Origin of the sequence: Cognatilysobacter tabacisoli (genome assembly GCF_003586305.1) — a bacterium.
Lineage (GTDB): Bacteria > Pseudomonadota > Gammaproteobacteria > Xanthomonadales > Xanthomonadaceae > Cognatilysobacter_A > Cognatilysobacter_A tabacisoli.
On sequence record NZ_QXJI01000001.1, the window covers coordinates 350,141 to 374,384 of the forward strand.

The following is a 24,244-nucleotide window of genomic DNA, read 5'->3' on the forward strand; positions in this document are numbered from 1 at the left end:
GTCGGCGGCGCGGTGCCAGTGCAGCCGACGGATCGTCGTCGGGCGCCATCGGCCTGGAAGGCGGTGTGGGGGCGCTGGGCGGTTGCGCCGGCGTGCCACCCCCGCAGTCTGCCATGCGGCCAAGCGCGAGCGCGTTCGTGCGATGCCTCGGGTCAGTGCAGGTCGGCGAGATCGAGCCGTCTGAGCTTCGGAGCAAGCTTGGCCGTCGCAGCGACCACGCCAAGGGTCATGCAGCCGCCGAACACCACCGACGGCACCAGCCCCATCAGCCGCGCCGCGACGCCGGACTCGAACGCGCCGAGTTCGTTCGACGAGCCGATGAAGATCCCATTGATCGACGACACGCGGCCGCGCAGGTGGTCGGGCGTGGCCAGCTGCAGGATCGTCGAGCGCAGCACCACCGACACGCCGTCGCACATGCCCGACAGCATCAGCATCGCCGCCGACAGCCAGAACGAGCGCGACAGCGCGAAGCCGATGATGCACAGCCCGAACCCGGCCACGGCCAGCAGCAGGATCCGCCCGGCGTGCTTCTGCAGCGGCCGTCGCGCCAGCCACAGGCCCACGAGGACCGCGCCGGCCGCCGGCGCCGCGCGCAGCACGCCGAGCGCCTCCGGGCCGTAGTGCAGGACCTCGGCGATGAAGGCCGGCAGCAGGGCGACCGCGCCGCCAAACAGCACCGAGAACATGTCCAGCGCCTGCGCGCCGAGCACGATCTGGTGGTTGAACACGAAGCGCAGCCCCTCACCGATGCTCTTGAACACCGGTGCGCGTTCGGGCGGCGGAGGCGGCTCGGTGACGCGAAGGCTCACCACGGCGATCGCGGCCGCCAGCGCGAAACCGGCAGCCACCAGGTAGGCCATGGTCTTGCCGCCGAACGCGATCAGCAGGCCGCCCATCGCCGGGCCGATGACGAGGCCGGCCTGCATGACGACGCTGCCCACGCCAGCGCCGCGGGCGAACTGCTCGCGCTGCAGCACGCGCGCGAACAGCGCGTTGTAGACCGGGCCGAGGAACGCGCGCACGACGCCGTTGAGGGCGATCGCGACGTACAGCATCCCGGTCTTCCAGCCGCCGATCGCCGCGGGCACCACCCCGGCGGCGATGCCGGCCAGCAGCAGCGTCGACAGCAGCAGCCCGAGGCACGCGAACATGCCGAGCTTGCGTCGCCGCAGGTGGTCGACGGCGTACCCGGCGAACAGCGCGAAGCAGAAGTACGGGATGACCTCGGCCAGGCCGATCAGGCCCAGCGCCAGCGCGTCGCGGGTCAGCTCGTAGACGTGCCAGCCGACCGTCACCGCGACGATCTGGTACGACAGCATCGCCAGCAGCCGGTAGCCGAGCAGGCCGGTGAAGCCGCGGTTCCGCAGCAGCGCCGCGACGCCGGGGGCGGCGGGCGCCGGGATGCTCACGGCGCGAGCGCGCGCGCCCGGTCGCGGATGAAGCCCAGCAGCGCGGTCAGGCCGTTGGAGCGGGTCGGGGACAGGTGCTTGGCCAGGCCGATGTCGGCGATGTAGTCGGCCTCGGTGCTGGCGATTTCGGCGGCGCTGCGGCCGGAATAGACGCGCAGCGCGAGGTAGATCAGGCCCGAGACGATCGCCGAGTCGCTGATGGCATGGAAGTCGAGGCGATCGGCATCGCCGTCGGCGACGATCCACACCATCGACTGGCAGCCGTGCAGGCGGTTGGCCTCGGTCTTCCACTCCTCGGGGAAGGCGGGCAGCTTGCGGCCGAGGTCGATCAGGTACTGGTAGCGCTCGGCCCAGTCGCTGAAGAACGCGAATTCCTCGCGGATCGCGGACTGTGCGTCGGCGATGGTCGGTTCGAGCGGGAAGAGGGGGGCGGTCACGTCGTTCGATTCGTCGATGGGGTCAGGCACGGCGCCAGCGCACGCCCTGCGCGGTGTCCTCGAGCAGCACGCCTTCGCCGGCCAGCTCGTCGCGGATCGCGTCGGCGCGGGCGAAGTCGCGCGACTGCTTCGCCGCATTGCGCTCGTCGACCAGCGCCTGGATGCGCGCGTCGTCGCCGTCGCCACTGCCGCGGGCGAACCACGCCGCCGGGTCCTGCTGCAGCAGCCCGAGCGCGAAGCCGGCGCCGAGCAGCTCGCCGCGCAGCCGGGTGCGCTCTTCGGCGGTTCCGGCCTTGCGCGCCTCCCCGGCGATGCGCGACAGCTCGGCCAGCGCCTGCGGGGTGTTGAGGTCGTCGTCGAGCGCGGCTTCGATGCTGGCCGGGATCGTCGGCTCGCCGTCGCCGTCGCCGTCGACGGCGCCAAGGTCGCGCAGCGTGCCGTACAGCCGGTCGAGCGTGCGCACGCTCTGCTCGATCAGCGCGTCGGACCAGTCCAGCGGCTGGCGGTAGTGGGCCGACAGCAGCGCGTAGCGCAGCGCTTCGGCCGGGTGGACCTGCAGCAGGTCGTGGACCTTCTCGATGTTGCCCAGCGACTTGGACATCTTCGCGCCGGAGAAGGTCAGCATGCCGTTGTGCAGCCAGAACCGCGCAAACGGCGCGCCGCCGTGCGCGCACTCGCTCTGTGCGATCTCGTTCTCGTGGTGCGGGAACTGCAGGTCGACGCCGCCGGCATGGATGTCGATGGTCTCGCCCAGGTGCGCGGCGGCCATCGCCGAGCACTCGATGTGCCAGCCCGGCCGGCCGCGGCCCCACGGCGAGTCCCAGCCGGGCAGGTCGTCGGTCGACGGCTTCCACAGCACGAAGTCGCCGGGGTCGCGCTTGTACGGTGCGACTTCGACCCGGGCTCCGGCGAGCATCTCGTCGGCGTCGCGGCGCGAGAGCTTGCCGTAACCGCCGAAGCTGGCGACCGAGAACAGCACGTGGCCGTCGGCGGCGTAGGCGTGGCCCGACGCGATCAGCCGTTCGATCATCGCGACGATGTGCGGAATGTGGCCGGTCGCTTCCGGCTCGATGTCCGGCGGCTTGACCCCGAGCGCGCCCATGTCCTCGCGGTAGATCGCGGCGAAGCGGTCGGTGATCGTGGAGATCGGCACGCCCTGTTCGCGCGCGGCCGCATTGATCTTGTCGTCGACGTCGGTGATGTTGCGCGCGTAGTCGAGCCGGCCGAAGCGGCGCCGCAGCAGGTCGGCGAGCACGCCGAACACGACCGGGCCCCGGGCGTTGCCGATGTGGGCGTAGTTGTAGACGGTCGGCCCGCACACGTACATCGTGGTGCGGCCGGGGTCTTGCGGCGCGAACGGCTCGGCCCGTCGCGTCAGGCTGTTGTAGAGGTGCAGGGCCATGGGGGAGGTCGCGTGGAGTCCGGTCATTCTAGCGGTCGGGGCCGACGCGGCGCGGGTCGCGCGCCGGCTATAACAGGGGTTCAGGCCTCGGCGCCGCCCGCCACTTACACTTACGCCATGCGTTCCTTCCTGCGCGCGGCTGCCCGCGCCCTCCCGACCCGGCGTGTGCCCGCCCTGATCGCCGTGCTGGCGCTGTCGGCCCCCGCCGCGTGGGCGCAGAACACGGTCATCCAGCAGGAGAACGTCCGCTACGACTACGCGCAGGTGCTGCGGGTGACCCCGGTCTACCAGACCCTGCGGGCGACGCGGCTCGAGCAGCAGTGCGAAAGCACGACGACGACTGCGCCGGCGAAGGACTCGCGCCTGTCGCGCGTGGTCGGGGCGGTGAAGGGGGCGCTGGGGCGTGACGACGAGGCGCCGCCTGCCGCCACGGTGGATTGCCGGCCGGTGCAGGTCGAGCGGGAGTTCCGCCGCCCGATCGCCTACGACGTCGACTACGTGTACCGCGGCGCCAAGTTCCGTTCGCGCCTGCCGGACGACCCCGGCAACCGCCTGCGCATCCGCATCGCGGTGTCGCCGGTCGTGGCCGATCCGCGCTCGCGCTGAGCCCGCCGGCCTTGCACCGTCGCCCCCTGCGTGCGAGCATGCGCGCCTCCATGAACGCCCGTCACGCCGACGCCGATATCCTGACCTCCGCCTACATGGCGGCGGGCATGACCTCGCGCGCGCGCCGACCGTACCCCCGACAACTGGCTGGGTAGGCGGCACCACCGCCGTTCGTGCGCTGTAACGACACACGAAAAGCCCAGCCTCCGCGCTGGGCTTTTGCGTTTCCGGGCCCGGCAGTTCCCCTCCCCGAGCCATGGACACCGCGATGCAGCCCTCCGCCCCCCGGCACTTCCTCAACACCCAGGACTGGTCGCGCGCCGACCTCGACGCCCTGCTGAGCCAAGCGGCCGAGTTCAAGCGCAGCAAGCTTGGCGACCAGCTCAAGGGCAAGTCGATTGCGCTGGTGTTCTTCAACCCGTCGATGCGCACCCGCACCAGCTTCGAGCTCGGCGCGTTCCAGCTCGGCGGCCACGCCGTGGTGTTGCAGCCGGGCAAGGACGCGTGGCCGATCGAGTTCAACCTCGGCACGGTCATGGACGGCGACACCGAGGAGCACATCGCCGAGGTCGCGCGCGTGCTCGGCCGCTACGTCGACCTGATCGGCGTGCGCGCGTTCCCGAAGTTCGTCGACTGGGCGACCGACCGCGAGGACATCGTGCTGAAGTCGTTCGCCAAGTACTCGCCGGTGCCGGTGATCAACATGGAGACGATCACCCACCCGTGCCAGGAGCTGGCGCATGCGCTCGCGCTGCAGGAGCACTTCGGCACCTCCGACCTGCGCGGCAAGAAGTACGTGCTGACCTGGACCTACCACCCGAAGCCGTTGAACACCGCCGTCGCCAACTCGGCGCTGACGATCGCCACGCGGCTGGGCATGGACGTGACCCTGCTGTGCCCGACGCCGGAATACGTGCTCGACCAGCGCTACATGGACTGGGCCGCGCAGAACGTCGACGAGGCCGGCGGCTCGCTGCGCGTCAGCCACGACATCGCCAGCGCCTACGCCGGCGCCGACGTGGTCTACGCCAAGAGCTGGGGCGCGCTGCCGTACTTCGGCAACTGGGGCCCGGAAAAGCCCATCCGCGACCAGTACCAGCACTTCATCGTCGACGAGGCCAAGATGGCCCTGACCAACAACGGCGTGTTCAGCCACTGCCTGCCGCTGCGCCGCAACGTCAAGGCCACCGACGCGGTGATGGACTCGCCGCAGTGCATCGCGATCGACGAGGCCGAGAACCGCCTGCACGTGCAGAAGGCGATCATGGCCACGCTGGTCGGGCGCGCCTGACGCACGCGGTTACCTCCCCCTTTCGAATCGATCCTGGACTGCCCCCACCATGAGTAAAGACATCGTCCTCGCCTTCTCCGGCGGACTCGACACCAGCTTCTGCGTTCCGTACCTGCAGGAGCGCGGCTGGAACGTGCACACCGTGTTCGCCGACACCGGTGGCGTCGATGCCGACGAGCGCGCCTTCATCGAGGGCCGAGCGGCCGAGCTCGGCGTCAGTTCGCACGTCACCGTCGATGGCGGCCCGGCGATCTGGGACGGCTTCGTCAAGCCGTTCGTCTGGGCCGGCGAGGGCTACCAGGGCCAGTACCCGCTGCTGGTGTCGGACCGCTACCTGATCGTCGACGCGGCACTGCAGCGCTGCAACGCGCTCGGCACCAAGGCGATCGCGCACGGCTGCACCGGCATGGGCAACGACCAGGTGCGCTTCGACCTCGCGGTCAAGGCGCTGGGCGATTACGAGATCGTGGCGCCGATCCGCGAGATCCAGAAGGAGCACACCGCGGTGCGCGCCTACGAGCAGAAGTACCTCGAGGACCGCGGCTTCGGCGTGCGCGCCAAGCAGCAGGCGTACACGATCAACGAGAACCTGCTCGGACTGACGATGTCGGGCGGCGAGATCGACCGCTGGCAGGCGCCGGGCGAAGGCGCGGTGGGCTGGTGCAAGCCGCGGGCCGAGTGGCCGGCGCAGCCGCTGCGCGTGCGCATTTCGTTCAAGCACGGCGAGGCGGTCGCGCTCGACGGCCAGCCGATGGCGGGGCACGAGATGCTGGCCCGGCTCAACGGCCTGTTCGCGCAGTACGGCGTCGGCCGCGGGCTGTACACCGGCGACACGACGATCGGGCTGAAGGGCCGCATCATCTTCGAGGCGCCGGGCCTGACCGCGCTGCTCGCCGCGCACCGCGCGCTCGAGGAGACCGTGCTGAGCAAGCAGCAGAACCGCTTCAAGCCCGAGGTCGCGCGCAAGTGGGTGGAGATGGTCTACGAGGGCTTCTTCCACGACCCGCTGAAGACCGACCTCGAGGCCTTCCTCGCTTCGAGCCAGGCGACCGTCAACGGCGACGTCGTGCTCGAGACGCACGGAGGCACGGTCACCGCCGTGGCGATCGAGTCGCCGCACATCCTCAACGCCAAGGGCGCGACGTACGCGCAGGCGGCGGACTGGGGCGTGGCCGAGGCCGAGGGCTTCATCAAGCTGTTCGGCATGAGCAGCACGCTGTGGGCGGAAGTGAACCGCAGCGGCGAGGGCGGGAAGGCCTGACGTGCTGCCGACCGTCCTCCAGCACCTCGACGCGCTGGTGTCGTTCGACACCCGCAACCCGCCGCGCCTGATCGGCACCGGAGGGATGTTCGACTACCTGCGCGCGCAGCTCCCGGGCTTCCGCGTCACCGTCACCGACCACGGCGAGGGCGCGGTGTCGATGCTGGCCGTGCGCGGCCGGCCGACGCGCGTGTTCAACGTGCACATGGACACGGTGCCGTCGTCGCCGGCGTGGAGCGCCGACCCGCACGTGCTGCGCGTCACCGGCGGCCGCGCGATCGGGCTGGGCGCCTGCGACATCAAGGGCGCCGCGGCCGGGCTGCTGGCCGCCGCGGCCGTCACCGACGGCGACGCCGCGTTCCTGTTCTCGACCGACGAGGAGGCCAACGACGCGCGCTGCATCGCGGCGTTCCTCGGCAGCGACCACGGCTTTGCCGAGGCGGTCGTCGCCGAACCGACGCAGTGCGAGGCGGTGCTCGCGCACCGCGGCATCAGCTCGGTGCTGATGAAGTTCCGCGGCGCCGCCGGGCATGCGTCCGGCGCCAACGCGATGCACGCCAGCGCACTGCACCAGGCGATGCGCTGGGGCAACCGTGCGCTCGACTTCGTGGAATCCGAGGCGCACCAGCGCTTCGGCGGCCTGACCGGACTGCGCTTCAACATCGGCCGGGTCGAGGGCGGGATCAAGGCGAACATGATCGCGCCGAGTGCGGAGGTGCGCTTCGGCTTCCGCCCGCTGCCGTCGATGTCGATCGACGGCCTGCACGAACGCTTCGGCACGCTGGTCGAGCCCGGCGCGGTCGAACGCTACGAGGAGACCTTCCGCGGGCCGTCGCTGCCGGCCGGCGACGTCGCCGCGGCCGAACAGCGCCGGCTCGAGGCGCGCGACCTTGCCGACGCGCTCGAGCTGCCGATCGGCAACGCGGTCGACTTCTGGACCGAGGCCTCGCTGTTTTCGGCCGCGGGCATGACGGCGATCGTCTACGGCCCGGGCGACATCACCCAAGCGCACACCGCCGACGAGTGGGTCGCGCTCGACCAGCTCGACCGCTACGCCGGATCCATTGCCCGGATCCTCGGCCAACGATGAACACCATGACCAACGTCCACGACATCCAGACCCGCCAGACCATCGTCCGACTGCTGTCGAGCATGGCCAGCGCGAAGGAGATCAGCCAGTACCTCAAGCGCTTCTCGCAGCTCGACGCCGCGCGCTTCGCCGTGGTCAAGGTCGGCGGCGCGGTGCTGCGCGACGACCTCGACGCGCTGACCTCGTCGCTGTCGTTCCTGCAGGACGTCGGCCTGACGCCGATCGTCATCCACGGCGCCGGTCCGCAGCTGGACGAGGCGCTCTCGGCCGCCGGCATCGAGAAGCACACCGTCGACGGCCTGCGCGTGACCTCGCCGGAGGCGCTGGCGATCGTGCGCCGCGTGTTCCAGGCGCAGAACCTCAAGCTGGTCGAGGCGCTGCAGGCCGCCGACGCGCGCGCGACGTCGATCGTCTCGGGCGTGTTCGAGGCCGAGTACCTCGACCGCGACACCTACGGGCTGGTCGGCGAGGTCAAGGGCGTGCACCTGGCACCGATCGAGGCCGCGCTGCACGCCGGGTCGATTCCGGTGATCGCCAGCCTTGGCGAAACCCCCGGCGGCCAGATCCTCAACGTCAACGCCGACTTTGCGGCGAACGAGCTGGTGCAGGTGCTGCAGCCGTACAAGATCGTGTTCCTGACCGGCACCGGCGGCCTGCTCGATGCCGAGGGCCGGCTGATCGACTCGATCAACCTGTCGACCGAGTACGAGCACCTGATCGCGCAGCCGTGGATCAACGGGGGCATGCGCGTGAAGATCGAGCAGATCAAGGACCTGCTCGACACCCTGCCGCTGACGTCGTCGGTGTCGATCACCCGCCCGGCGGAGCTGGCCAAGGAGCTGTTCACGCACAAGGGTTCGGGCACGCTGGTGCGCCGCGGCGAGCGCGTGCTGCAGGCCGCGACGTGGTCCGAGCTCGACCTGCCGCGGCTGAAGGAGCTGATCGAGTCCGCGTTCGGGCGCACGCTGCTGCCGGACTACTTCGAGCGCACCGCGCTGAAGCGGGCGTACGTGAGCGAGAACTACCGCGCCGCGGTGATCCTGACCGACGAACAGGCCGATGGAAGCGGGGGCTACACCTACCTCGACAAGTTCGCCGTGCTCGACGAAGCGCAGGGCGAGGGCCTCGGGCGCGCGGTCTGGCAGGTGATGCGCGAGCAGAACCCGCGGCTGTTCTGGCGCTCGCGCCACGGCAACCCGGTCAACCCGTTCTACTACGCCGAGTCCGACGGCTGCCTCAAGCTCGAGCACTGGAAGGTGTTCTGGTTCGGGCTGGCGTCGTTCGACGAGATCCGCGACTGCGTCGAGTTGGCGCGGCGCCGCCCGCCAACGCTGGAAGGCTGACCCGTCATGCCCATCCGCACCGGAGCAAACGCATGAGCATCTCGATCGGCCTGGTCGGCGCGCGCGGCTACGTGGGCACCGAACTGATCCGCCTGCTCGATGCGCACCCGCGTTTCGAACTGGCGTTCGTGTCGTCGCGCGAGCGCGAGGGCCAGCGCGTCGCCGACCACGAACCGGCCTACCGCGGCGATCTGTCGTACGTCGCCTACGGGCCGGAGCAGGCGGCCGGGCAGGGCGTCGACGCGCTGGTGCTGGCGCTGCCGAACGGCAAGGCGGCCCCGTTCGTCGCGGCGATCGACGCCGCCGCGCCCCGCACCCTGCTGCTCGACCTGTCAGCCGATTACCGCTTCGACGACGGCTGGTACTACGGGCTGCCGGAACTGTCGCGCGCGCGCTACGACGGCCAGCGGCGGATCAGCAATCCCGGCTGCTATGCGACCGCGATGCAGCTGGCGATCGCGCCGATGTGCGACGCCCTGGACGGTCCAGTGCAGTGCTTCGGCGTCTCGGGCTATTCCGGCGCCGGCACCACGCCGTCGGACAAGAACGACCTCGCCAAGCTGCGCGACAACCTGATGCCGTACGCGCTGACCGGCCACGTGCACGAACGCGAGGTCACCCGCCAGCTCGACCACCCGGTCGAGTTCATGCCGCACGTGGCGCCGCACTTCCGCGGCCTGACGATCACCGCGAACCTGCACCTGACGCGCGCGTTCGAGCGCGCCGAGGCGGTCGCGCGCTACCGCAGCATCTATGCCGGCGAGCCGCTGGTGCGGGTCGGCGACGAGGCGCCGTGGGTCAGCGCGATCGCCGGCGCGCACCACGTTGACCTCGGCGGCTTCGCCGTGGCCGACGACGGGCGCCGTCTGGTGGTCGTCGCGACCGAGGACAACCTGCTGAAGGGCGCGGCGACCCAGGCGCTGCAGAACCTCAACCTCGCATTCGGCTTCGACGAGATGACGGGTATTCCACGCTAGGGCGGGCCGCGAACCGCCACGGCGGGGCACGCGACGGCGGTGCAGTTGTCCGGTGCAAGCGCCGTCGGAGCAGTACCCGCCGTACGGGTCGCCCCGGAAGCGCGCATGGTTTCAACGGTTTGGATTGAACCCGCGGGCATCGGCCCGCGACGAAGGATGAAGACGATGTCCGATCTGCTCTGGCAAAAATCCGGCGTCAAGGTGGACGCGCGCATCCAGCAGTTCCTCGCCGGCGAGGATGTGGTGCTCGACCGCGAGTTCTTCCTGTTCGACATCGACGCCAGCCGCGCGCATGCGCAGGGGCTGCAGCGGATCGGCATCCTGTCGGCCGACGAGCTGGCGTCGCTGGAGCGCGAACTCGCCGCGCTGGCGGACGACTTCCGCAGCGGGGCGTTCGTGCTCGACGATCGCTTCGAGGACGGGCACTCGGCGATCGAGGCGCGGCTGACCGAGCGGGTCGGCGACGCCGGCCGCAAGATCCACACCGGGCGCAGCCGCAACGACCAGGTGCTCGTCGCCACGCGCCTGTGGCTGAAGGACCGGCTCGCGCGCGTCGCCGCGCTGTGCCGCGAGAGCGCGCAGGTCGCGCTGGCCCGCGCCGGGGCCGAGGCGGCGCTGCCGCTGCCCGGCTACACCCACCTGCAGCGTGCGGTCGTGTCGTCGGCCGGCATGTGGTGGGCGGCGTGGGCCGAAGGCTTCATCGACGACGCGGTGCGCGCCGGCGACACGCTCGCCTGGGTCGACGCCAACCCGCTCGGCAGCGCCGCCGGCTACGGCGTCAACCTGCCGCTGGACCGCGACCACACCACCGCGGCGCTGGGCTTCGGCCGGCTGCAGGTGTCCGCCGCGTACGCGCAACTGTCGCGCGGCAAGTTCGAAATGGCGGCGATCGAGGCGCTTTCGTCGGCGCTGCTCGATCTGCGCCGGCTGGCGTGGGACCTGAGCCTGTTCACCAGCGCGGAGTTCGGCTTCGTCGCGCTGCCGGCCGAGTACACGACCGGCAGCTCGATCATGCCGAACAAGCGCAACCCGGACGTAATCGAGCTGATGCGCGCCAGCTACTCGGCCGCTGCGGCCGCGCGCACCGAGGTCGAGCAGCTGCTGTCGCTGCCGTCGGGCTATCACCGGGACCTGCAGTTCTCCAAGGGCGCGATCTTCCACGCATTCGGCCGCGGGCTGGCTGCGCTCGAGCTGCTGCCGGACCTGCTGCGCAACCTCGAGTGGAGGCCCGACGCGATGCGCGCGGCGCTCGAGCCGTCGATGTACGCCACGGACCTGGCGATCGACCTCGCGCGCGAGGGGCTGCCGTTCCGCGAGGCCTACCGCCAGGCCGCCGATCCGGCGCGCTGGGCGCAGGTCGATCCCGAGGCCAGCCTCGCTGCGCGCGTGTCGCCCGGCGCAGCCGCCGAGCTGCGGCTCGACGCGCTGCAGCGACGGCTGCAGGCGCTGGGCTGATGGCCGCGCCTGCCGACTTCGCGGCGCAGCCGCTGCCCCCGTGGCGGCGCGCGGTGCTGAAGGTCGGCAGCAGCCTGCTGGCGCAGCCCGGCGGCGGCCTCGACGACGCCCACGCGCGCGCGCTGGCGGCGTTCATCCAAGCCGCGCGCGCGAGCGGGCGCGAGGTCGTACTCGTGTCGTCCGGCGCGGTGGCCGCGGGGCGCGGGCGGGTCGGCGACGGCGGCGAGGGACTGGTCCTGCGGCAGGCGCTCGCGGCGCTCGGCCAGGCCGCGCTGATCGGTTTCTGGCAGGGGCTCACCGACGCGCCGGTCGCGCAGGTGCTGCTGTCGCACGACGACCTGCGCAACCGCCGCCGCTACCTCAATGCGCGCGCCAGCCTGCGCGAGCTGCTGCGGCTCGGCGCGTTGCCGGTGGTCAACGAGAACGACACGGTCGCCGTCGACGAACTCAAGCTCGGCGACAACGACAACCTCGCCGCCGCGGTCGCGTCGCTGGTCGATGCCGACCTGCTGCTGATCGCCACCGACATCGGCGGCCTGTACAGCGCGAATCCGGCCAGCGATCCGACCGCCGTCGCGATCACGCGCGTCGAGCAGGTCACCCCGGCACTGCTGCAGTCCGCCGGCGGCGCCGCCGGCTCGCTCGGCACCGGCGGCATGCGCACCAAGCTCGAGGCGGGCGCGAAGGCCGCCGCCGCCGGCATCGGCACGGCGCTTTTCTGCGGACGCGATGCCGACGTCGTGGCGGCGCTGGGCGAGGGCCGGCTGGTCGGCACGCTGGTCGCGCCGCTCGGCAGCCGGCTGCGGGCGCGGCAGCAGTGGCTGCGGCATGCGCCGGCGTCGGGCGTGCTCGAGATGGACGCCGGCGCGGCGTCGGCGCTGGGCGCGCGCGGCGCGTCGCTGCTGCCCGGCGGCATTTCCGCGGTGCGCGGCGATTTCCTCCGCGGCGACGTCGTCGACCTGGTGGCCGGCGACGCGCTGCTCGGCCGTGGCCTGGTCCAGTACAGCGCGCACGAGGTCCGGCGCATCGCCGGCCGCCACAGCCGCGAAATCGAGTCGCTGCTCGGGTTCCGCTATGGCGAAGCGGTGGTCCACCGCGACGACCTGGTGCTGCTCGACGCGGTGTCCGCACACGCTGCGGGCGCGGCGCCATGAGCGGCGACGTGAACGGGGCGGGCGGCGTGCGGGCGCTGGCGGTCGCCGCCCGGGACGCGTCGCGTCGCATGGCGGCGACCGACGCCTCGACCCGCGACCGGCTGATCGAAAGCATCGCCGGGCAACTCGACCGCGCGCGCGCCGACGTGCTCGCCGCCAACGGCCGGGATGTCCAGCGCGCCGCCGAAGGCGGGAGCACGCCGGCGCTGCTGGACCGGCTGCGGCTGGACGACGCGCGCATCGATGCGATCGTCGCCGCGCTGCGCGACATCGCCGCGCAGCCGGATCCGCTCGCGGCCACCGCCACGCCGCAGCGACGACCCAATGGGCTGACGATCGAGCGCCAGCGGGTTCCGCTGGGCGTGATCGCGATGATCTACGAGGCGCGGCCGAACGTGACCGCCGACGCCGCAGCGCTGTGCCTGAAAGCGGGCAACGCGGTGATCCTGCGCGGTGGTTCGGAAGCGCGCGACAGCAACGCCGCGATCGCCGCCTGCGTGCACGCCGCGCTGCGCGGGCAGGGGCTGCCGGAGGCGGCCGTCGCCGTCATCACCGACCCGGCGCGCGAGCGCATGCTCGAACTGCTGCAGCAGGCCGACCTCATCGATCTGGCCATCCCGCGCGGCGGCGAGGGCCTGATCCGCTTCGTCGCCGAGCACGCGCGCGTACCGGTGATCAAGCACTACCGCGGCGTCTGCCATCTGTACGTCGACTGCGCGGCCGACGCGGTCCTCGCGACCCGCCTGCTGCTCGACGGCAAGGCGTCGCGGCCGGCGGTGTGCAACGCGCTGGAAACGCTGCTGGTGCACGCGGACATCGCGCCGGCGCTCGTGCCGGGCGCGGTCGCGGCGCTGGCGGCGCGCGGGGTCGAGGTGCGCGGCTGCGCACGCACGCAGGCGCTGGCGAGGGGCGTTCGTCCCGCGGGCGACGACGACTACGCCGCCGAGTTCCTCGACCTGGTGATCGCGGTCCGCGTCGTCGACGACCTGGAGGCTGCGCTGGCGCACATCGCCCGGTACGGCTCGGACCACACCGAGGTCATCGCCACGCAGGACCCCGTCGCGGCCGAGGCCTTCGTCCGCGGCACGCGCAGCGCCGCGACGATGGTGAATGCGTCGTCGCGCTTCAACGACGGCGGCGAGCTCGGCCTGGGCGCGGAGATCGGCATCTCGACCACGCGCCTGCACGCCTACGGCCCGATGGGCGCGGAGTCGTTGACCATTGAGCGCTACGTGGTCCGCGGCGACGGCCAGGTGCGGCACCCCGGCCTGCTCGACGGCGCGTCGTGAGCGCGGCACCGGCGCGGGCACGCTCCGAAAACGAAAAAAGCCGGCGCGAGGCCGGCTTCTTCGTCGATCTGTTGGTCGGGGAGACAGGATTTGAACCTGCGACTTCTACGTCCCGAACGTAGCGCTCTACCAGGCTGAGCTACACCCCGACTGCGAGCCGCGAATTCTAGCGGCCCGGCCCCGGTCGAGGCAAGGGGTTCGGCCCGCCGACCGCAGCGCTGGCCCGGGCGGACGGTGGCGGTCCGTTAAACTGTGCGCATCGCGCCACGGCGCCGACCGCACCGGAGTCCCACCTTGATCAAGCCGCGAACCCCGCCCGGGGTCATGGAGCTGCTGCCTCCTGACCAGATCGCGTTCCAGCGCATGCTGGACACGATCCGCCGCAACTTCGAGCGGTTCGGCTTCCTGCCGGTGGAAACCCCGGTCATGGAGCTGTCCGAGGTGCTGCTGACGAAGTCGGGCGGAGAAACCGAGCGGCAGGTGTACTTCGTGCAGTCGACCGGCGCGCTGGCCAAGACTGCCGACGGCGCGGGCGAGGGCGTGCCGGAGCTGGCGCTGCGCTTCGACCTGACCGTGCCGCTGGCCCGCTACGTGGCCGAGCACGAGCACGAGCTCGCGTTCCCGTTCCGCCGCTACCAGATGCAGCGCGTCTACCGCGGCGAGCGCGCCCAGCGCGGGCGCTTCCGCGAGTTCTACCAGTGCGACATCGACGTGATCGGCAAGGATGCGTTGAGCGTCCGCCACGATGCCGAACTGCCGGCGGTCATCTACGCGGTGTTCTCCGAGCTGGCGATCGGCGCGTTCACCATCCAGCTCAACAACCGCAAGCTCATGCGTGGGTTCTTCGAAGCGCAGGGCGTCGCCGACGGCGAGTTGCAGGCGCTGGTGCTGCGCGAGGTCGACAAGCTCGACAAGCGCGGCGAGGACTACGTCCGCGAGACGCTGGCGGGCCAAGGTTTCGGCCTGCCCGCCGATGCCATCGGCCGCATCCTCGATTTCGTCAAGGTGCGTTCGACCTCGCACGGCGACGCGCTGGCGCGGCTGGCCGCGCTCGGCGACGGCAACGAAGCGCTGCGCCAAGGCGTGGCCGAGCTGCGCGAGGTGCTGGAGCTCGTGCGCGCGATGGGCGTGCCGGAAACGCACTACGCGCTGAACTTCTCGATCGCGCGCGGGCTCGACTACTACACCGGCACCGTCTACGAGACCACGCTCAACGACTACCCGCAGATCGGCTCGATCTGCTCGGGCGGCCGCTACGAGGACCTCGCCGGTCACTACACCAAGTCGAAGCTGCCCGGCGTCGGCATTTCGATCGGGCTGACGCGGCTGTTCTGGCAGCTGCGCGAGGCCGGCATCGTCGACCGCGCCAGCAGCACCGTGCAGGTGCTGGTCACGCAGATGGACGAGGCGCACCTGCCGCACTGCCTCGCGGTGGCCAGCGAGCTGCGCCACGGCGGCATCAACACCGAAGTCGTGATGGAGCCGTCCAAGCTCGGCAAGCAGTTCAAGTACGCAGACCGCGCCGGCATCCGCTTCGTCGTCGTGCTGGGCGAGGACGAGATCGGCAAGGGCACGGTGACGGTCAAGGACCTGCGCCGCGAAGACCAGTTCGAGGTCGCCCGCAGCGAGCTGGCGCGCACGCTGCGCGTCGAGCTGGCACAGGCCGCGGCGCTGGTGTCGGCATGAAGCGCGTCCGCCTCGACGGCCGCTCGCTGACCCGCGCGCAGCTGGTCGCCGTCGCCCACGGCGCGCAGGTCGAGCTGGCCGAGGACCAGCTGCCCGCGGTCGCGCGCGCGGCCGATTTCCTCGCCGAGCAGGTCCGCCGCGAGGAACCCATCTACGGCGTGTCGACCGGCTTCGGCAGCAATGCCGACCGCCTGCTCGGCGGCCACCACCTGCGCGACGAGCTGCCCGGCGCGACGCGTTCGGCCGAGGGCCTGCACGAGGAGCTGCAGCGCAACCTGATCGTGACCCACGCGGTCTGCGTCGGCGAGCCATTCGCGCCCGAGGTGGTCCGCGCGATGGTGTGCATCCGCATCAACACGCTGATGCGCGGCCACTCCGGCATCCGCGTGCAGACGCTGCAGGCGATGGCGGCGATGCTCAACGCCGGGATCGTGCCGCTGGTGCCGCAGCTGGGCTCGGTCGGCGCGTCGGGCGACCTGGCGCCGCTGTCGCACCTGGCGATCGTGCTGCTCGGCGGTGGCGAAGCGTTCTACCAGGGCGAGCGCGTGGCGGGCGCCGTGGCGCTGGAGCGTGCGGGCCTGGCGCCGGTGACGCTGTCGTACAAGGAAGGGCTCGCCCTGAACAACGGCACCGCGCAGATGCTGGCCTGCGGCGTGCTGGCGCTCGCGCGCCTGGAGGAGCTGCTCGACACCGCCGACCTGGCCGCGGCGATGACGATCGACGCGTTTGCCGGCCGGCTCGGCGCGTTCGCGCCCGAGGTCCATGCGCTGCGCCCGCACCCGGGCCAGGTCGCCGCCGCCGAGCACATCCGCACGCTGCTGGCCGGCTCAACGCTGGCCGACATCCCGTACCACCTGGTGCCGCGCTTCCGCCCGTGGCTGCCGACCAGCTGGGACACCCACGAGGCGCAGGCGCTGCGCTTCGACATCGGCTGGGACTGGGTGCCGCTGACCCAGCGCCACGGCCGCGAGAAGTTCTACCAGCGCTTCCGTCCGTTCCGCGGCGGCAAGAAGCACCAGCCGCAGGACAGCTACTCGCTGCGCTGCACGCCGCAGGTGCACGGTGCGGTGCGCGATGCCGCGGCGCAGGCCGCGCGCGTGCTCGAGGTCGAGCTCAACGCGCTGACCGACAACCCGATCGTGTTCCCGGACGCGCAGGCCGAGCACGTCGAGCAGCAGGTGATCTCGGCCGGCCACTTCCACGGCATGCCGCTGGCGCTGGCGATGAGCTACGTCAAGGCGGCGATCCCGGTGCTGGCGAGCATCTCCGAGCGCCGGCTCAACAAGCTGGTCGACCCGGCCACCAGCGACGGCCTGCCGGGCTTCCTGATCGGCAACGAGGACGCGACCGAATCGGGTCACATGATCGTGCAGTACACCGCCGCGGCGATCGTCAACGACCTCGCCAGCCGTGCGCACCCGGCCTCGGTGTACTCGATCCCGACCAGCGCCAACGCCGAGGACCACGTGTCGATGGGCGCCAACGAGGCGCGCCACGTGCTGGCGATGGTCGACGACCTCGGCAAGGTGCTCGCGCTCGAGCTGTACACCGCCGCACAGGCGCTGGACCTGCGCCGCGACATGATCAACGCCGCGCGCGCGCTGGCCGGGCGTGCCGATGCGGCGGCGCTGGCGACGAAGGTGGCCGGCGGCCCGGCACCCGACGCGGCGGACTACCCGGTGTTCCTGGCCGAGGTCGAAGCGCTGCGCGCCGAGCTCGCCGCCGCCGACGCGTTCCGTCCCGGCCACGCGATCGCCGCGGCGCACGCCGCCATCCGCGCCGAGATCGCGTTCCTGGACCGGGACCGCGCGATGGACGGCGAAGTCGCCACCGCCGTCCGGCTGGTCCGCGACGGCGTGGTGCTCGCGGCAGCGCGCACGGTCGAGCGGGGCTGAGGGTCGCCGGCGGCGCGCGACGCGCCGTCGGCGCGATCGCACCGCAGCGCAGAAACGCGGCTCAGGCTGGCACGGCGCCCGACGTGCGGACGCGGTCGCGTCCGTCGGCCTTGGCGTGGTACAGCGCCTGGTCGGCCTGCTTGAACGCGACGTCGATGCCGTCCTTGCTGCCCGCGCCGAGCGCGTGCACGCCGATGCTGACCGACATGCTGACAACCTGTTCGCCGCAGTCGCACGGCGCACCGGCCACCGCGGCGCGCACCTGTTCGGCGATCTGCGCCGCACGCGCCAGGTCGGCGCCGGGCAGGGCGGCGACGAACTCCTCGCCGCCGAAGCGGGCGAGCAGCGCCTGGTGCGGGCGCAGCGCCTGGCCGATGGCGTGCGCGGCCGCGCGCAGGCACTCGTCGCCGGCGAGGTGGCCGTAGCGGTCGTTGATCGCCTTGAAGTGGTCCAGGTCGATCATCAGCACGGCCAGCGGCCGCCCGGTGTGGCGCGACTGCTCGAGCAGCGGCTCGAACGCCTCGTGGAAGTACTTGCGCGTGTGCAGGCCGGTCAGGCCGTCGCGCTGGCTGGTCTCGCGCAGCCGCGCGTGCGCATCGCCGAGCTGGGCCAAAGCGGAGCGCAGCTCCGAGGTGCGCTGCTCGACCTTGTGCTCGAGCTGCAGCTTGGCCTCGCGCACGATCCGCTCGTTCTCGGTGCGCAGCGCGGCGTAGCGGTAGCTCAGCGCGACCGACAGCAGCAGCATCTCGAGCGCCGAGCCCATCTGCACGCCGTACTCGGTGACGAAGTTCTTCGGCACCGCGCCGAACGCGACCGCGGTGAACATGCCGGTACCGAGCAGGAACATCGCCCACGCCAGCAGGAACAGCCGGGCCGGCTTGTAGCCGCGGCGCATCGTCACGACCGCCGCTATGGCGATCCAGGTGATGCTGATGAACACCGCCGCCGCCGCGATCGGGGTCGACAGCTCGTACGGCAGCCAGATCGACGCGACGCCGAGCAGCACGAAGAACACGATGAAGCCCATGCCGACGCGGTCGCCCAGCGTCCAGCGGGTGCCCAGGTCGAGGAACACCCGCGCGAACTGCTGCATGCCGACCTGCGCCAGGCAGATCGACAGCGGCACGGACTTGTCGGCCAGCCAGGCCGAGTTGGGCCACAGGTATTCGAAGCCCAGCCCGTTGAGCGTAAACAGCACCAGCCCGAACGCGGAGATGTGCAGCAGGTACCAGAAGTAGCTGGCGTCGCGCAGGGTCAGCCACAGCACCAGGTTGTAGAAGAACAGCGCGATCAGGATCCCGTAGTACAGGCCGATGCCGAACTGCGCGTCGCGCGCGAGCTCGGCGAACGCGCTCGGCGTGTACAGCACCAGCGGCACCTGCATCGAGCTCTGGCTCTCGACCCGGACGAACAGGTCGACCGGCGTGTCGTACGGCAGGTCGAGCTGGAAGTTGGGATGGCGGTAGCGGATGCTGCGCGCGCTGAAGGGCAGGGTGTCGCCGCCGGCCTGGTGGGCGATGCGCCCGTCGCCGTAGCGCACGTAGGTGTCGATCTGGTCGCTGAGCGCGTACTGCTGCACCAGCAGCCAGCGCGGCTGGTCCGAGGCGCGATTGACCAGCGGGACGTGGAACCAGAACGCGCCGGCCTGGAAGCCGAACGACGAACTGCCGCCCGGCAGCGGGGCGAACCCGCCCTGCGCGAGGCGCTGGTCGATGTCGACCAGGTCCATCCGGCCGCCGGGGTCGTGCAGGTAGCGCACGTGCGGCGACAGCGGCACCTGGCTGGCGGCGCGGGTCAGTTCGACCGGCGTCTGCGCGTGCGCGGGCAGGCCGGCCAGCGCCAACGCGCCGCCGAGCACCGTCGCCCACACCGTCCGCCAGACCCCCATCCGCGACTCCCGTCCGCCATTCCCTCGCGGCTCTGCGGACCGAGTGTACTGCACCCGTTCAGCGTCCAATGCCACCTGCGTGGACGCCGCGGCTGGCCGCTACGGGCCGCCGCGAGGCGCCTCCCGGCGGGTCGACCCCGCGTGCAGCTTGACGGCCGGACGGGTGCATCGTTAATGTATTAGCGCATTAATACATTGGTTCGCACTCCGACGCCCCCAGGGCGCCCGGACCTCGCCACGGAATCCAGCCATGAAGCGACGCAGCGCCGACATCGAGGGGAACGACGACGCCATCGACCGGCTCGCGGCCGCATTCGCCGGGCTGCGCACGGCCGAGCAGGTGCGCGCCTTCCTCGAGGACCTGTGCACGCCCGCCGAGCTAGAGGCCATGACCGACCGCTGGCGGGTGGTCCCGCTGCTGGCCGAGGGCGTGCCGTACCGCGAAATCCACGACCGCACGCTGGTCAGCGTGACCACGATCGGGCGCGTCGCCCGGACCCTCGAGCGCGGCGCCGGCGGCTACGCGGCCGCCCTGCGCAAACGCCCGGCGCGCGCCGGGTGATCCCGCGGCCGCTGGCGACCGTATTCCCACCGATTTCCTTCGAGTAGCCCCCCCGATGAGTCCTGCGCCCCCCGTCGCCTCGCGCGACCGCCTCCGCATCGCGATCCAAAAGTCCGGCCGGCTGGCCGAACCGGCGCGCGCGCTGCTGGCCTCGTGCGGCCTGAGCTGGCGCGAAAGCCGCGACCGGCTGTTCTGCTACGGCGAAACGCTGCCGGTCGACCTGCTGCTGGTGCGCGACGACGACATCCCCGGCCTGATCGCCGACGGCGTCTGCGACCTCGGCGTGGTCGGCCGCAACGTGCTGCTCGAGCAGGACGGCGACCGCCGCGGCGCGGGCAAGCCGGCCGCGTTCCGCGAGCTGCGCGCGCTCGGCTTCGGCGGCTGCCGGCTGATGGTCGCGGTGCCGGACGGCTGGAGCTGGGACGGCCCGGCGCAGCTGGCCGGCAAGCGCATCGCGACGAGCTACCCGGCGCTCACGGCGCAGTGGCTGGCGCGCAACGGCGTCGACGCCCAGGTCGTGCTGCTGTCGGGCTCGGTCGAAATCGCACCGAAACTCGGCCAGGCCGACGTCGTCTGCGACCTGGTCTCCAGCGGCGCGACGCTGGCGGCGAACCAGCTCAAGCCGGTCGAGACGCTGCTGCAGAGCGAGGCGGTGCTGGCCGGGCCGGTCGGCGAGTTCGACGACGTGCGCGGCGAACTGGCCGACCTGCTGCTGCGCCGCCTCGACGGCGCGCTGCGGATCAAGCACAGCAAGCTGCTGATGTTCCAGGCCTCGCGCGAGCTGCTGCCGTCGCTGCTGCCGCTGCTGCCCGACGCCGAGGCGCCGACGGTGATGCGCATCGACGGCGAAGACGGGCTGGCGCTGCAGGCGCTGTGCCACGGCGCGGTGACGTGGCAGCGACTCGAGGACCTCAAGCGCGCCGGCGCGCGCGGGCTGATGGTGCTGCCGGTCGAGGGGATGCTGGCATGAAGCGCCTCGACTGGAATGCCCTCGACGCCGACGCGCAGGCCGCCGCGCTGCGCCGCCCCAGCCAGGTCACCGCCGCCGAGACCAGCGCGGCGGTGTCGCGCCTGATCGAGGCGGTGCGCGCGCGCGGCGACGACGAACTGCGCGCGCTGACGCAGCGCTTTGACGGGGTTGAACTCGCCGCCCTGCAGGCGTCGGCCGACGAGATCGCCGCCGCCCCGGCGCAGTTGAGCCCGGCGCTGCGCATCGCGATCGACGACGCGGCCGCGCGCATCGAAACCTTCCACGCCGCCGGCATGACCCGCGCGTATGCGGTCGACACCGCGCCGGGCGTGCGCTGCGAGCGGATGCTGCGGCCGATCCCGCGCGTAGGCCTGTACGTGCCGGCCGGTTCCGCGCCGCTGCCGTCGACCGCGCTGATGCTGGGCGTGCCGGCCCGGCTGGCCGGCTGCCCGGAGGTGGTGCTGTGCACGCCGCCGCGCGCGGACGGCAGCGCCGACCCCGCGGTGCTGTACGCGGCCGCGCGCTGCGGCATCGGCACCGTGTTCAAGCTCGGCGGCGCGCAGGCGATCGCCGCGATGGCGTTCGGCACGCGCAGCGTGCCCAAGTGCGACAAGCTGTTCGGGCCCGGCAACGGCTACGTCACCGAAGCCAAGCGCCAGGTGTCGATGCTCGACGGCGGCGCGGCGATCGACATGCCGGCCGGCCCATCCGAGGTGCTGGTAATCGCCGATGCCGGCGCGAACCCGGCCTTCGTCGCCGCCGACCTGCTGTCGCAGGCCGAGCACGGTCCCGATTCGCAGGTGATCCTGCTCAGCGACAGCGACGCGCTGCTCGATGCGGTGGACGTGGAGCTGCGCACGCAGCTCGACACGCTGTCGCGCGCCGGCGTCGCCACCCGCGCGCTGGACGCGTCGCGAGGCATCCGCGTGGCGTCGATCGGGCAGGCGCTGGAGGTCAGCAACCGCTACGCGCCCGAGCACCTGATCCTTGCCCTGCGCGACGCGCGCGTGTGGCTGCCGCAGGTCGCCAGCGCCGGGTCGGTGTTCCTCGGCGACTGGGCGCCCGAGGCGCTCGGCGACTACTGCAGCGGAACCAACCACGTGCTGCCCACCAGCGGGGCGGCGCGCTTCACCGGCGGGGTCAACGTCGCCAGCTTCCAGGTCGCGATCACGGTGCAGGAGGTGACGCGCGAAGGCGTCGCCGCGATCGGCCCGTGCGCGGTCGAGCTGGCCAACGCCGAGGGTCTCGACGCGCACCGCCAAGCGGTCGCACTGCGGCTGCAGGCGGTGGCGGCATGAGCGCGCCGGTGGCCGGGGTGATCGACCTCGTTCGCGAGGACCTCCGCGCGTTCGGCGGGTACCGTTCGGCACGCAGCGAGCGTGTCGACGGGCAGGTGTGGCTCAACGCGAACGAATCGCCGTGGGCGAATCCAGCCGACGCCGACGCCACGGCGCGGCGCTATCCGGACCCGCAGCCGGCCGACCTGCGCGCGGCGCTGGCCGCCCTTTACGGCTGCCGGCCCGAGCAGCTGCTGGCCGGGCGCGGCAGTGACGAGGGCATCGACCTGCTCGTGCGCGCGCTGTGCACGCCGGGGCAGGGCGCCATCGTCGTCACCACGCCGACCTTCGGCATGTACGCGGTGGTCGCGCGGGTGCAGGCCGCGCGGGTCGTGGACGTGCCGCTCGACGACGGCGCCGACGGATTCACCTGCGACTTCGATGCGGTCGCCGAGGCGGCCGAACGGGCCCAGGCGCGGCTGGTGTTCCTGTGCTCGCCGGGCAATCCGTCGGGGACCGCGCTGCCGCTGCCGCGCATCGCCGCGCTGGCGCGGCGGTTGGCCGGACGGGCCGTGGTCGTCGTCGACGAAGCCTACGGCGAGTACGCGAGCGGACCGTCCGCGGTCACCCTGCTCGATGCGCACGACAACATCGCCGTCCTGCGCACGCTGTCGAAGGCGCACGCGCTGGCCGCGGCGCGCGTCGGCGCGGTGATCGCGCACGCCGAGCTGATCGCCGTGCTGCAGCGCTGCCAGGCGCCGTACCCGCTGCCGCAGCCGTGCGTGGCGCTGGCCATGCAGGCGCTGTCGCCGCCGTCGCTGGCGACCACGCGCGAGCGCATCGTCACCACGATCATGGAGCGCGACGCGCTGCGCGTCGCGCTGTCGGCGACGCCCGGCGTGCGCCGCGCGTACCCGTCGCAGGCCAACTTCGTCCTGGCCCGATTCGACGACGCGCAGGCGGCGTGGGACGCGCTGCTTGCGTCCGGCGTGGTGATCCGCGACTTCCGCGCGACGCCGCGTCTCGGCGACGCGTTGCGGATCACCATTGGCACGCCCGAGCAGAACGCGCTCGTGCTCGAGACCCTGCGCGGCGTGCGCGAGGCCGCCGCATGAATGCCCTGACGTCCACCGCGCTGCGGCCGATCCTGTTCGTCGACCGAGACGGCACCCTGATCGAGGAGCCGACCGACTTCCAGATCGATGCCTTCGAAAAGCTGCGCTTCGTGCGCGGCGTGATCCCGGCGATGCTGAAGCTGCGCGACGCCGGCTACGAGTTCGTCATGGTGACCAACCAGGACGGGCTGGGTACCGCGTCGTACCCGCAGGCGAGCTTCGACGGCCCGCACGCGCTGATGATGCAGGTGTTCGAGAGCCAGGGCATCGTGTTCCGCGATGTGCTGATCGACACCAGCTTCCCGGCCGACAACGCGCCGACGCGCAAGCCCGGCATCGCGCTCGCGGTGCCGCTGCTGCAGGACCGCTCGATCGACTGGAAGCGCTCGGCGATGGTCGGCGACCGCGAGACCGACAACGGCTTCGCCCGCAACCTCGGCATCCGCGCCTTCCAGCTGCGCACCGAGCAGTTCGGCGGCGAGTGGGACTGGGCCGGCATCGCCCACGCGCTGGCCGACGCGCCGCGCACGGCGTCGATCCAGCGCAACACGCGCGAGACGCGGATCCGCGTCAGCGTCGACCTCGACCGCGCCGCCGAACCGGCGGTGCAAACCGGGCTGGGCTTCTTCGACCACATGCTCGAGCAGCTCGGCAAGCACGGCGGCTTCGCGCTGGAGCTGCACTGCGACGGCGACCTGAAGATCGACGAGCACCACACGATCGAGGACTGCGCGCTGGCGCTCGGCCAGGCGCTGCGCGAGGCGCTCGGCGACAAGCGCGGCATCGGCCGCTACGGGTTCACGCTGCCGATGGACGAAACGCTCGCGAGCGCGGCGGTCGATCTGTCCGGGCGCCCGTACTTCGTCTTCGACGGACAGTTCCGCCGCGAGCGCGTCGGCGACCTGCCGACCGAGCTGGTGCCGCACTTCTTCCGCTCGCTGTGCGACACGCTGGCGCTGAACCTCAACCTGAGCGTGCGCGGCGACAACGACCACCACCAGGTCGAGGCCTGCTTCAAGGCCGTCGCGCGGGCGCTGCGGCAGGCGTTCCGCCGCGAGGGCAGCGAGCTGCCGAGCACCAAGGGCGTGCTGTGAGCGCGCCTGTCGTGATCAAGCGCGCCGCGTGTCGGGTGCT

Annotated in this window: 20 protein-coding genes and 1 tRNA gene; 16 read left to right on the plus strand and 5 right to left on the minus strand. The window is 72.0% G+C overall.

Translation table 11 applies throughout. The features are described from left to right. Window positions 1-152 precede the first annotated feature (152 nt). The 3 genes from D3A60_RS06255 to cysS are packed head-to-tail and all read right to left on the minus strand — an operon-like array spanning window position 153 to window position 3,251. Window positions 153-1,412 carry an MFS transporter gene (locus tag D3A60_RS06255; protein WP_119717866.1) on the minus strand — a complete coding sequence of 420 codons (1,260 nt, stop codon included), beginning with the start codon at window positions 1,410-1,412 and terminating at the stop codon, window positions 153-155. Next, entirely contained in the window at window positions 1,409-1,849 is a 441-nt protein-coding gene (locus tag D3A60_RS06260) for a SufE family protein (RefSeq protein ID WP_196778668.1), read from the minus strand. Before D3A60_RS06260 ends, D3A60_RS06255 begins: the two co-directional genes overlap by 4 nt. A gap of 22 nt (window positions 1,850-1,871) precedes the next feature. Next, complete coding sequence (cysS, locus tag D3A60_RS06265; protein ID WP_119717868.1) at window positions 1,872-3,251, minus strand: cysteine--tRNA ligase; 1,380 nt, start codon at window positions 3,249-3,251, stop codon at window positions 1,872-1,874. Window positions 3,252-3,368: 117 nt separating this feature from the next. Between cysS and D3A60_RS06270 the strand changes: the two genes are divergently transcribed. From D3A60_RS06270 to D3A60_RS06310, 9 genes are all read left to right on the plus strand, one after another. Further along, on the plus strand, window positions 3,369-3,857 hold the full coding sequence (locus tag D3A60_RS06270; RefSeq protein WP_119717869.1) for a hypothetical protein: 489 nt from the start codon (window positions 3,369-3,371) through the stop codon (window positions 3,855-3,857). A 268-nt stretch (window positions 3,858-4,125) separates the two neighbouring features. Then, the gene (locus D3A60_RS06275; RefSeq protein WP_119718996.1) at window positions 4,126-5,148 is read left to right on the plus strand and encodes an N-acetylornithine carbamoyltransferase; all 1,023 of its coding nucleotides are present in this window, start codon (window positions 4,126-4,128) and stop codon (window positions 5,146-5,148) included. A 49-nt stretch (window positions 5,149-5,197) separates the two neighbouring features. Further along, the gene (locus D3A60_RS06280) at window positions 5,198-6,409 is read left to right on the plus strand and encodes an argininosuccinate synthase (protein ID WP_119717870.1); all 1,212 of its coding nucleotides are present in this window, start codon (window positions 5,198-5,200) and stop codon (window positions 6,407-6,409) included. A 1-nt stretch (window position 6,410) separates the two neighbouring features. Further along, window positions 6,411-7,499, plus strand: coding sequence for an acetylornithine deacetylase (locus D3A60_RS06285; RefSeq protein WP_119717871.1), 1,089 nt, complete (start codon window positions 6,411-6,413; stop codon window positions 7,497-7,499). 5 nt (window positions 7,500-7,504) lie between these two features. Further along, complete coding sequence (locus D3A60_RS06290) at window positions 7,505-8,842, plus strand: acetylglutamate kinase (protein ID WP_119718997.1); 1,338 nt, start codon at window positions 7,505-7,507, stop codon at window positions 8,840-8,842. 32 nt (window positions 8,843-8,874) lie between these two features. Beyond that, window positions 8,875-9,819, plus strand: a complete 945-nt coding sequence (gene argC, locus D3A60_RS06295; RefSeq protein WP_119717872.1) for an N-acetyl-gamma-glutamyl-phosphate reductase — start codon at window positions 8,875-8,877, stop codon at window positions 9,817-9,819. A gap of 165 nt (window positions 9,820-9,984) precedes the next feature. After that, a complete protein-coding gene (gene argH, locus D3A60_RS06300; RefSeq protein ID WP_119718998.1) occupies window positions 9,985-11,274 on the plus strand; it encodes an argininosuccinate lyase in 1,290 nt (429 codons plus the stop codon). Next, a complete protein-coding gene (gene proB, locus D3A60_RS06305) occupies window positions 11,274-12,428 on the plus strand; it encodes a glutamate 5-kinase (protein WP_119717873.1) in 1,155 nt (384 codons plus the stop codon). The genes argH and proB overlap by 1 nt, the downstream gene beginning before the upstream one ends. A gap of 8 nt (window positions 12,429-12,436) precedes the next feature. Beyond that, a complete protein-coding gene (locus D3A60_RS06310; protein ID WP_269203661.1) occupies window positions 12,437-13,717 on the plus strand; it encodes a glutamate-5-semialdehyde dehydrogenase in 1,281 nt (426 codons plus the stop codon). A gap of 72 nt (window positions 13,718-13,789) precedes the next feature. Here D3A60_RS06310 and D3A60_RS06315 read toward each other — a convergent pair. Next, a tRNA-Pro gene (locus D3A60_RS06315) sits at window positions 13,790-13,866 on the minus strand. Between the two features lie 145 nt (window positions 13,867-14,011). Between D3A60_RS06315 and hisS the strand changes: the two genes are divergently transcribed. Together hisS and D3A60_RS06325 are read left to right on the plus strand one after the other, a co-directional pair. Beyond that, window positions 14,012-15,403 carry a histidine--tRNA ligase gene (hisS, locus tag D3A60_RS06320; protein WP_119717875.1) on the plus strand — a complete coding sequence of 464 codons (1,392 nt, stop codon included), beginning with the start codon at window positions 14,012-14,014 and terminating at the stop codon, window positions 15,401-15,403. Next, window positions 15,400-17,298 (plus strand): HAL/PAL/TAL family ammonia-lyase, encoded by a 1,899-nt coding sequence (locus D3A60_RS06325; RefSeq protein WP_119717876.1) that lies wholly within the window; start codon window positions 15,400-15,402, stop codon window positions 17,296-17,298. The genes hisS and D3A60_RS06325 overlap by 4 nt, the downstream gene beginning before the upstream one ends. A gap of 61 nt (window positions 17,299-17,359) precedes the next feature. On the opposite strand, the gene D3A60_RS06330 is transcribed toward D3A60_RS06325, so the two are convergent. Then, entirely contained in the window at window positions 17,360-19,186 is a 1,827-nt protein-coding gene (locus D3A60_RS06330; protein WP_119717877.1) for a sensor domain-containing diguanylate cyclase, read from the minus strand. Window positions 19,187-19,436: 250 nt separating this feature from the next. Between D3A60_RS06330 and D3A60_RS06335 the strand changes: the two genes are divergently transcribed. Genes D3A60_RS06335 through hisB form a run of 5 tightly spaced genes read left to right on the plus strand, consistent with a single transcriptional unit; the run spans window position 19,437 to window position 24,204 of the window. Beyond that, window positions 19,437-19,748, plus strand: a complete 312-nt coding sequence (locus tag D3A60_RS06335; RefSeq protein WP_119717878.1) for a YerC/YecD family TrpR-related protein — start codon at window positions 19,437-19,439, stop codon at window positions 19,746-19,748. A gap of 55 nt (window positions 19,749-19,803) precedes the next feature. After that, complete coding sequence (hisG, locus tag D3A60_RS06340; protein ID WP_119717879.1) at window positions 19,804-20,718, plus strand: ATP phosphoribosyltransferase; 915 nt, start codon at window positions 19,804-19,806, stop codon at window positions 20,716-20,718. Continuing rightward, the gene (gene hisD / locus D3A60_RS06345) at window positions 20,715-22,016 is read left to right on the plus strand and encodes a histidinol dehydrogenase (protein WP_119717880.1); all 1,302 of its coding nucleotides are present in this window, start codon (window positions 20,715-20,717) and stop codon (window positions 22,014-22,016) included. Before hisG ends, hisD begins: the two co-directional genes overlap by 4 nt. Continuing rightward, on the plus strand, window positions 22,013-23,110 hold the full coding sequence (gene hisC, locus D3A60_RS06350) for a histidinol-phosphate transaminase (RefSeq protein ID WP_119717881.1): 1,098 nt from the start codon (window positions 22,013-22,015) through the stop codon (window positions 23,108-23,110). The genes hisD and hisC overlap by 4 nt, the downstream gene beginning before the upstream one ends. Before the next feature lie 20 nt (window positions 23,111-23,130). After that, a complete protein-coding gene (gene hisB, locus D3A60_RS06355) occupies window positions 23,131-24,204 on the plus strand; it encodes a bifunctional histidinol-phosphatase/imidazoleglycerol-phosphate dehydratase HisB (RefSeq protein WP_119718999.1) in 1,074 nt (357 codons plus the stop codon). The last annotated feature ends 40 nt before the right edge of the window (window positions 24,205-24,244 follow it).

What these genes read in the sequence shown, in the direction of transcription:
- cysS (WP_119717868.1), bottom strand. Translation starts at nt 3,251, where the DNA reads ATGGCCCTGCACCTCTACAACAGCCTGACGCGACGGGCCGAGCCGTTC.
- D3A60_RS06270 (WP_119717869.1), top strand. Translation starts at nt 3,369, where the DNA reads ATGCGTTCCTTCCTGCGCGCGGCTGCCCGCGCCCTCCCGACCCGGCGT.
- D3A60_RS06275 (WP_119718996.1), top strand. Translation starts at nt 4,126, where the DNA reads ATGCAGCCCTCCGCCCCCCGGCACTTCCTCAACACCCAGGACTGGTCG.
- D3A60_RS06280 (WP_119717870.1), top strand. Translation starts at nt 5,198, where the DNA reads ATGAGTAAAGACATCGTCCTCGCCTTCTCCGGCGGACTCGACACCAGC.
- D3A60_RS06290 (WP_119718997.1), top strand. Translation starts at nt 7,505, where the DNA reads ATGACCAACGTCCACGACATCCAGACCCGCCAGACCATCGTCCGACTG.
- argC (WP_119717872.1), top strand. Translation starts at nt 8,875, where the DNA reads ATGAGCATCTCGATCGGCCTGGTCGGCGCGCGCGGCTACGTGGGCACC.
- argH (WP_119718998.1), top strand. Translation starts at nt 9,985, where the DNA reads ATGTCCGATCTGCTCTGGCAAAAATCCGGCGTCAAGGTGGACGCGCGC.
- proB (WP_119717873.1), top strand. Translation starts at nt 11,274, where the DNA reads ATGGCCGCGCCTGCCGACTTCGCGGCGCAGCCGCTGCCCCCGTGGCGG.
- D3A60_RS06325 (WP_119717876.1), top strand. Translation starts at nt 15,400, where the DNA reads ATGAAGCGCGTCCGCCTCGACGGCCGCTCGCTGACCCGCGCGCAGCTG.
- D3A60_RS06330 (WP_119717877.1), bottom strand. Translation starts at nt 19,186, where the DNA reads ATGGGGGTCTGGCGGACGGTGTGGGCGACGGTGCTCGGCGGCGCGTTG.
- D3A60_RS06335 (WP_119717878.1), top strand. Translation starts at nt 19,437, where the DNA reads ATGAAGCGACGCAGCGCCGACATCGAGGGGAACGACGACGCCATCGAC.
- hisG (WP_119717879.1), top strand. Translation starts at nt 19,804, where the DNA reads ATGAGTCCTGCGCCCCCCGTCGCCTCGCGCGACCGCCTCCGCATCGCG.
- hisD (WP_119717880.1), top strand. Translation starts at nt 20,715, where the DNA reads ATGAAGCGCCTCGACTGGAATGCCCTCGACGCCGACGCGCAGGCCGCC.
- hisC (WP_119717881.1), top strand. Translation starts at nt 22,013, where the DNA reads ATGAGCGCGCCGGTGGCCGGGGTGATCGACCTCGTTCGCGAGGACCTC.